Here is a 6,209-nt window from a genome sequence, read left to right as displayed (position 1 = left end):
TGTTCTGAGCCGTCTTGGAGACCTTTCCCTCCCTTGCCCACAGGATGAGGACTTAACCATCTTGCCCCACTCCGCCTACTCAGAAACTCTCTATCAAGCAGGATCTTGGTCGCACAAGCGTCGTGTCTGCCAGTTCTCTGAACGAAAACGTGGTCAAGCCGAGAATTTCATCAAGGAGATGAAGGAGGGATTTTTTGGTGATAAAACGGATAGTTCAGCCTTAATCAAAAACGAAGTTCGTATGATGAAGAGCTGTATCGCCTACAATCTCTATCTTTTTCTCAAACATCTAGCTGGAGGTGACTTCCAAACTTTAACAATCAAACGCTTCCGCCATCTTTTTCTTCACGTGGTAGGAAAATGTGTTCGAACAGGACGCAAGCAGCTCCTCAAATTGTCTAGTCTCTATGCCTATTCCGAATTGTTTTCAGCACTTTATTCTAGGATTAGAAAAGTCAACCTGAATCTTCCTGTTCCTTATGAACCACCTAGAAGAAAAGCGTCGTTAATGATGCATTAAAGAACAGTCGAGATGAAAAAATCGTGTGACGCACCAAGGGAGGAGTCTGCCCTTTTGAGGAAATCTAGCGAGGAAAAACGATACTGGAACAGCAGAAAGTAAAACTGACCTCATAAGGAGGAAGAAAGTGGCTCATGAGGTCAGGGGTTTGGTAAGTTACATCTAGTTGAGAGAGGTATGAATGATTTGGGGGAAATCCTAATTTTTTTCTCACTGTTTTAATCCCTTTATTTATGGTAAAATAAGACTATTAAGTTTAAAGAGGATTCCCTATGAAATTACAAAAACCAAAAGGAACGCAGGATATTTTACCTGCTGAATCTGCCAAATGGCAGTACGTTGAGGGCTTTGCCCGTGAAATTTTCAAGCGCTACAACTACGCAGAAGTGCGCACGCCCATTTTTGAGCATTACGAGGTTATCAGCCGCTCTGTCGGAGATACAACGGATATCGTAACCAAGGAAATGTACGACTTCTATGACAAGGGTGACCGTCATATCACCCTCCGTCCAGAAGGAACAGCGCCAGTTGTCCGTTCCTATGTGGAAAATAAACTCTTCGCGCCAGAAGTGCAAAAGCCAAGCAAGTTCTACTACATGGGTCCTATGTTCCGTTACGAGCGTCCACAGGCAGGGCGTTTGCGCCAGTTCCACCAGATTGGTGTTGAGTGTTTTGGATCTAGCAATCCAGCTACCGATGTGGAAACCATCGCTATGGCAGCCCACTTCCTAAAAGAAATCGGTATCCAAGGTGTCAAACTGCACCTCAACACTCTTGGAAATCCTGAGAGCCGTGCGGCCTACCGCCAAGCCTTGATTGACTATTTGACACCGCTCAAGGAGACCTTGTCTAAGGATAGCCAACGTCGTTTGGAAGAAAATCCTCTCCGTGTCTTGGACTCTAAAGAAAAAGAAGACAAGGTAGCAGTAGAGAATGCACCGTCTATCTTGGATTTCCTTGATGAAGAAAGCCAAGCTCATTTTGATGCTGTGCGTCAGATGTTGGAAAATCTTGGTGTAGACTACATCATCGATGCCAATATGGTGCGTGGTCTGGACTACTACAATCACACTATTTTCGAGTTTATCACTGAGATTGAGGGCAATGACTTGACAGTCTGTGCGGGTGGTCGTTACGATGGTTTGGTTTCTTATTTTGGAGGCCCTGAAACTGCTGGCTTTGGTTTTGGACTTGGTGTAGAGCGCCTGCTTCTCATTCTTGAAAAGAAAGGTGTGGCTCTCCCTATCGAAAACGCCCTAGATGTCTATATCGCAGTCTTGGGTGATGGAGCAAATGTTAAGGCCTTGGAATTGGTACAGGCTCTTCGCCAACAAGGTTTCAAAGCAGAGCGTGATTACCTCAACCGTAAGCTCAAAGCTCAGTTCAAGTCAGCCGATGTCTTTGCGGCTAAGACCCTCATCACTCTAGGTGAGAGCGAAGTCGAAAGCGGACAAGTGACGGTCAAGAACAACCAAACACGAGAAGAAGTGCAAGTATCACTTGATGCTATCAGCCAAAACTTCTCAGAAATCTTTGAAAAATTAGGCTTTTAATAGTAGATAAACTGGTCAGGATTTTACTCCTGACCGTTTTCTTTTGCAAAATGACAAAAATCATAAACTTTTTGACAAATATGCTTGTCAAAAAGAAAAAGATGTGTTACAATATAATCAAGTTAAGAGAAAAGGAGCAGGGAACGATTATGTGGGCATTAGGATTTGTACCTCTTGTGATTATGTTTTATCTCTATCATACCCAAAGGGTCAAGAAATTAGAGAATAAAATCAAAAGAATTGAGCAAAAACAGAAAGGAAATAAAGAAATGTCAAGATTATTAAAAGAATTGATTGGGAAAACACCGACAATCGTTGGACAAGTTTTTGGAACAGATAACTGGGAAGTTGTGGATGTTGATGAGGAATGGGTCAAGCTACGTCGTGTTAATAAAAAAGGAAAAGAAAAATTCAAACTACAACGCATTGAGGATATCCAAACTGTTGAATTTGACGGAAAGTAGGTGTGTAACATGCAACTAAAAAATCGTCTAAAAGAGCTGCGGGCTCGCGATGGCCTCAATCAAACAGACCTAGCCAAGCTGGCAGGGGTTTCCAGACAGACCGTTAGCCTACTAGAACGGGATGAGTACACCCCATCCATTATCATTGCCCTGAAAATATCTCAGATTTTCAACGAAACAGTCGAATCGGTATTTCGCTTGGAGGAGGACGAGTGATGAACAAGTATAAAGTGATTTATTATGTAGTTGCCATAGCTCTATTAGTCAGCCTGTGTCTACTAATTGGAACAAATCTAGGATGGTTTGATCTCTATTACAGCGACCAATTTATTTGGGTCTACTTTGCTCTTATCCCAGTCGTTGACTGGATTGAAAAGAAATCCAAAAATCTAGTAAGTAAATAAGGAGAATGAATATGGAAAAGAAAAAGAAACGTGGATTGTTGTTTTTAATGGTTGTTGTCTTGGGATTTTTCTTGGGCATTTTTGTAGGGATGTTTAAGGCTGTTGCCGAATCCCACGGAATTATGTTAGATGTAAAAATCTTGATACCATGGATATCAGCTATTTGTTTAGTGTTAGGTTTCATTAGCATTCTTTTGACATTCAATTTCTTAAAGAAAAGCAGAAAATTTCATTCCTTGTATCAAGAGGAAATGGATGATGATCTGAATGAAACCTATTATGTGCAAATGTATCGGAATCTCGAGTTTGGAACCACTGCTTTTAATATTGCAAGTGTAGCGATTTTATTGGCTCTTTTCATCTCAGGTAGTGAAGTGATTGTACCAAATAGAAGCAATCTAACCTTATCTCTTTCTTTTTTGGGATTAGTGCTGATTCTCAGTGTTCAAAAATATCTTTTTAAGACCATTGCGATTGTTCGTCAGTTTGATTTGGCATTTTTCTCAACACCAAAGGATGTCTTAGAGTATGTAAATTCTTATGATGAAGGGGAGCGTCAGGCTAATTTGGAACAGAGTTTTCGAATTTTATTCCAATTAAACCAATATGTCTTACCAGGCTTATATATTTTTCTTTTTATCATTTCTTTCTTGACAGGAGAGATTCAGTTACTAGCCTTCTTGCTTGTAGGAGCCATCCATGTTTATATCAATGTGATGCAGTTACCTATGGTAAAACGCTATTTCAAATAAAGGAGTTTTTATGATTCGTGTTGAAAATGTAAGCAAAAGTTTTGGGAGCAAAAAAGCTCTTCATCAGATTTCTTTTGAAATTAAGGAGGGAGAAATCTTTGGTTTTCTTGGTCCCTCTGGCTCAGGTAAAACAACCATGATCAATGTCTTAACAGGACAGTTGGCTGCAGATCAAGGTAAAACAGTTTTGTTAGGCAAGAATTCTCAAGATTTAACCTCAAATGATTTGGAACAAATTGGTATTGTTAGTGATGGCAGTGGCTTTTATGAAAAGATGAGTCTTTACAAAAATCTGCTCATTTACGCTAAGTTATATGGTCTCAAGTCAGATAGAGTAAATCAGGTGCTCCAACAGGTTGGATTGGCAGATGCTAAAGATATTATCGCAGAAAAACTATCTACAGGGATGAAACAACGAATGTTCTTGGCTCGTGCCCTTCTGAATGCTCCTAAGATTCTCTTTCTGGATGAGCCAACCAGTGGCTTAGACCCTACAACATCTAAGATGATTCATACCCTACTCCAAGAATTAAAGCAGGCGGGGACAACTATCTTTCTGACCACGCATGATATGAATGAAGCAACTCTGCTTTGTGATCGCTTATCTCTATTAAATAAGGGTAATTTAATAGAGTATGGAAGTCCGCAAGATATTATCCAGAAGTACCATGTGGATAAGAAAGTACGTGTGGTTTATAACGATGGACGAGAACAGATAGTTCCATTTGAAGAATTGCCACATTTAGACACGACAGATTTGATGGTGGTTCACTCTTGTGAGCCGACACTAGAAGAAATCTTTATCAGATTGACAGGAGAAAAGTTAGATGTTTAGAAAATTAAATGCCCTACTATGGTTAAGAGTGCAAGTTCTTATTAGCAATTCAACTTTGTTAGCGACTTTATTGATGCCTTTTGGTATTGCTGTTTTATATAATGAATTTTTAAATAAGAATGGACAATTGAGCCTATTTTTACTATCTGCTAGCTTGACGATGGTCTTGAGCATGGGAAGTGGTTATATGGTATCGATTATGATGGCAGAAGATAAGGAAAAACGAAATCTTAAATCACTCATCCTAAGTGGTGTGACAGCAACAGAATATACTTTCAGTATGCTTGTTCTCCCTATTCTGATAATGTTACTTGCTATGATTGTACTTCCCATCTATCTTAAAGTAGATCTATCAGGTTACTTATTTGCCTATGTTATCTATTTGCTCCTAGCAACTATTAGTGTTATTTTTCTCAACCTTCTAATCGGTGCGGTATCAGATACTCAATCTAAAGCGCAAGTTTATAGTATCTTCCCTATGTTAATTGTCTCTTTTTTACCTATGATTGCTCTTCAAAATGATACGGCTCAGAAAGTGTTGGATTACTCTTTTGTTGGTCCAATTGTAAATCTTTTAAATAAAAAAGGTGGGGAAATATCTTTTTCTAATATCGGCATGTTACTTGCCTGGGTACTTGTGTTAGGAATAGCAAACCTCTTTGTATTGAAAAACAGTTATAAAGCAAGATAGGAGTCCTTTATGAAACTACTTAAAAACCTTGGCTGGTTTCTTCTAGCCATTCTATCCTTTTTATTCATCTATGGCTTCATTCAGGTGCTCGCGACTACGTCGCTTGCCTTAGGCGGTTCACCCTATGCTGTGACCTTGCTCTATGTGGCCTTGGCTGGAGTTTATGTGTACGGCATTTACAAATGGTATCAGAAAGGTCCTGTTCGTATTGAGAAGAGTGGCTTCAACCGATTTATTTGGCTTCCTGCCTTGGTTTGGTTCTTATCTCTGGTCGTTCAATTCTTCTTGCCAAATGATCCTTCAGTAAATCAGCAAATAGCGATAGACTTGACCTTGTCTCAACCACTTTTCTCATTCTTTGCGGTCGTTATTTTTGCTCCTTTGACGGAAGAACTTATCTTTAGAGGGATGTTAGCACGCTACCTCTTTCCTAAGCAGGACAATAGTAAACAAACTCTGATTTTTCTTCTGGTATCGAGTGTTTTGTTTGCCTTGATTCATTTCCCAGGTGATGTGCAACAATTTTTTGTCTATTTTAGCCTTGGTTTTAGCTTGGGCTTGGCTTATATTAGCAGAAAAGGTCTGGTCTACAGTATTTCTCTCCACGCTTTGAATAATTTAGTCGGCTTTTTGATGATTCTCATGCTATAATAGAGTCAGGAGGTCACATGAAACGAGTAATTTTATTAGCAGTGATTCAAGCAGTTGTTCTATTTTTCATCATTGGAGCGCTAGCTTATGCCTTTAAGGGCGATTTCTTCTACAACTATCTGGCAGTTGTCTTTGCCCCTATTGCAGGTGTCTTGCGCTTTGGGACAGCTTACACAACGGAAATTGTCTTGCCTCGAAAGGCAGCCGAAATGGCTGAAAAGCGTAAAGCAGGCAAAAATTCAAAATAAGAGAGTCCGGTGAAGTTCATCGGATTTTTGTATTATACTCAATGAAAATCAAAGAGCAAACTAGGAAGCTAACCGCAGGTTGCTCAAAACA

10 protein-coding genes are annotated in these 6,209 nt (G+C 39.7%); all 10 read left to right on the top strand.

The window, feature by feature from the left end:
* The coding region (locus HT736_RS11315; protein WP_172931055.1) for a transposase at positions 1 to 520 on the top strand (520 nt) is incomplete at its 5' end.
* A gap of 272 nt (positions 521 to 792) precedes the next feature.
* Positions 793 to 2,073, top strand: coding sequence for a histidine--tRNA ligase (gene hisS, locus HT736_RS11310; protein ID WP_050261004.1), 1,281 nt, complete (start codon positions 793 to 795; stop codon positions 2,071 to 2,073).
* Complete coding sequence (locus tag HT736_RS11305; RefSeq protein ID WP_050261005.1) at positions 2,073 to 2,537, top strand: hypothetical protein; 465 nt, start codon at positions 2,073 to 2,075, stop codon at positions 2,535 to 2,537. The genes hisS and HT736_RS11305 overlap by 1 nt, the downstream gene beginning before the upstream one ends.
* A gap of 9 nt (positions 2,538 to 2,546) precedes the next feature.
* A complete protein-coding gene (locus HT736_RS11300; RefSeq protein WP_001176231.1) occupies positions 2,547 to 2,753 on the top strand; it encodes a helix-turn-helix transcriptional regulator in 207 nt (68 codons plus the stop codon).
* Positions 2,753 to 2,941 (top strand): hypothetical protein, encoded by a 189-nt coding sequence (locus tag HT736_RS11295; RefSeq protein WP_050261007.1) that lies wholly within the window; start codon positions 2,753 to 2,755, stop codon positions 2,939 to 2,941. Before HT736_RS11300 ends, HT736_RS11295 begins: the two co-directional genes overlap by 1 nt.
* An 11-nt stretch (positions 2,942 to 2,952) precedes the next feature.
* A complete protein-coding gene (locus HT736_RS11290) occupies positions 2,953 to 3,693 on the top strand; it encodes a DUF3169 family protein (protein WP_100104303.1) in 741 nt (246 codons plus the stop codon).
* A 10-nt stretch (positions 3,694 to 3,703) separates the two neighbouring features.
* Positions 3,704 to 4,528, top strand: a complete 825-nt coding sequence (locus HT736_RS11285) for an ABC transporter ATP-binding protein (protein WP_000621677.1) — start codon at positions 3,704 to 3,706, stop codon at positions 4,526 to 4,528.
* Entirely contained in the window at positions 4,521 to 5,219 is a 699-nt protein-coding gene (locus tag HT736_RS11280; protein ID WP_138700512.1) for an ABC transporter permease, read from the top strand. Before HT736_RS11285 ends, HT736_RS11280 begins: the two co-directional genes overlap by 8 nt.
* Before the next feature lie 9 nt (positions 5,220 to 5,228).
* Entirely contained in the window at positions 5,229 to 5,870 is a 642-nt protein-coding gene (locus tag HT736_RS11275; RefSeq protein WP_100104301.1) for a type II CAAX endopeptidase family protein, read from the top strand.
* A gap of 17 nt (positions 5,871 to 5,887) precedes the next feature.
* Positions 5,888 to 6,118, top strand: coding sequence for a hypothetical protein (locus HT736_RS11270; RefSeq protein WP_119919430.1), 231 nt, complete (start codon positions 5,888 to 5,890; stop codon positions 6,116 to 6,118).
* The last annotated feature ends 91 nt before the right edge of the window (positions 6,119 to 6,209 follow it).

The organism is Streptococcus sp. 339, assembly GCF_013277285.1.
GTDB lineage: Bacteria > Bacillota > Bacilli > Lactobacillales > Streptococcaceae > Streptococcus > Streptococcus pseudopneumoniae.
This window is presented reverse-complemented; position numbering and strand designations above follow the sequence as displayed.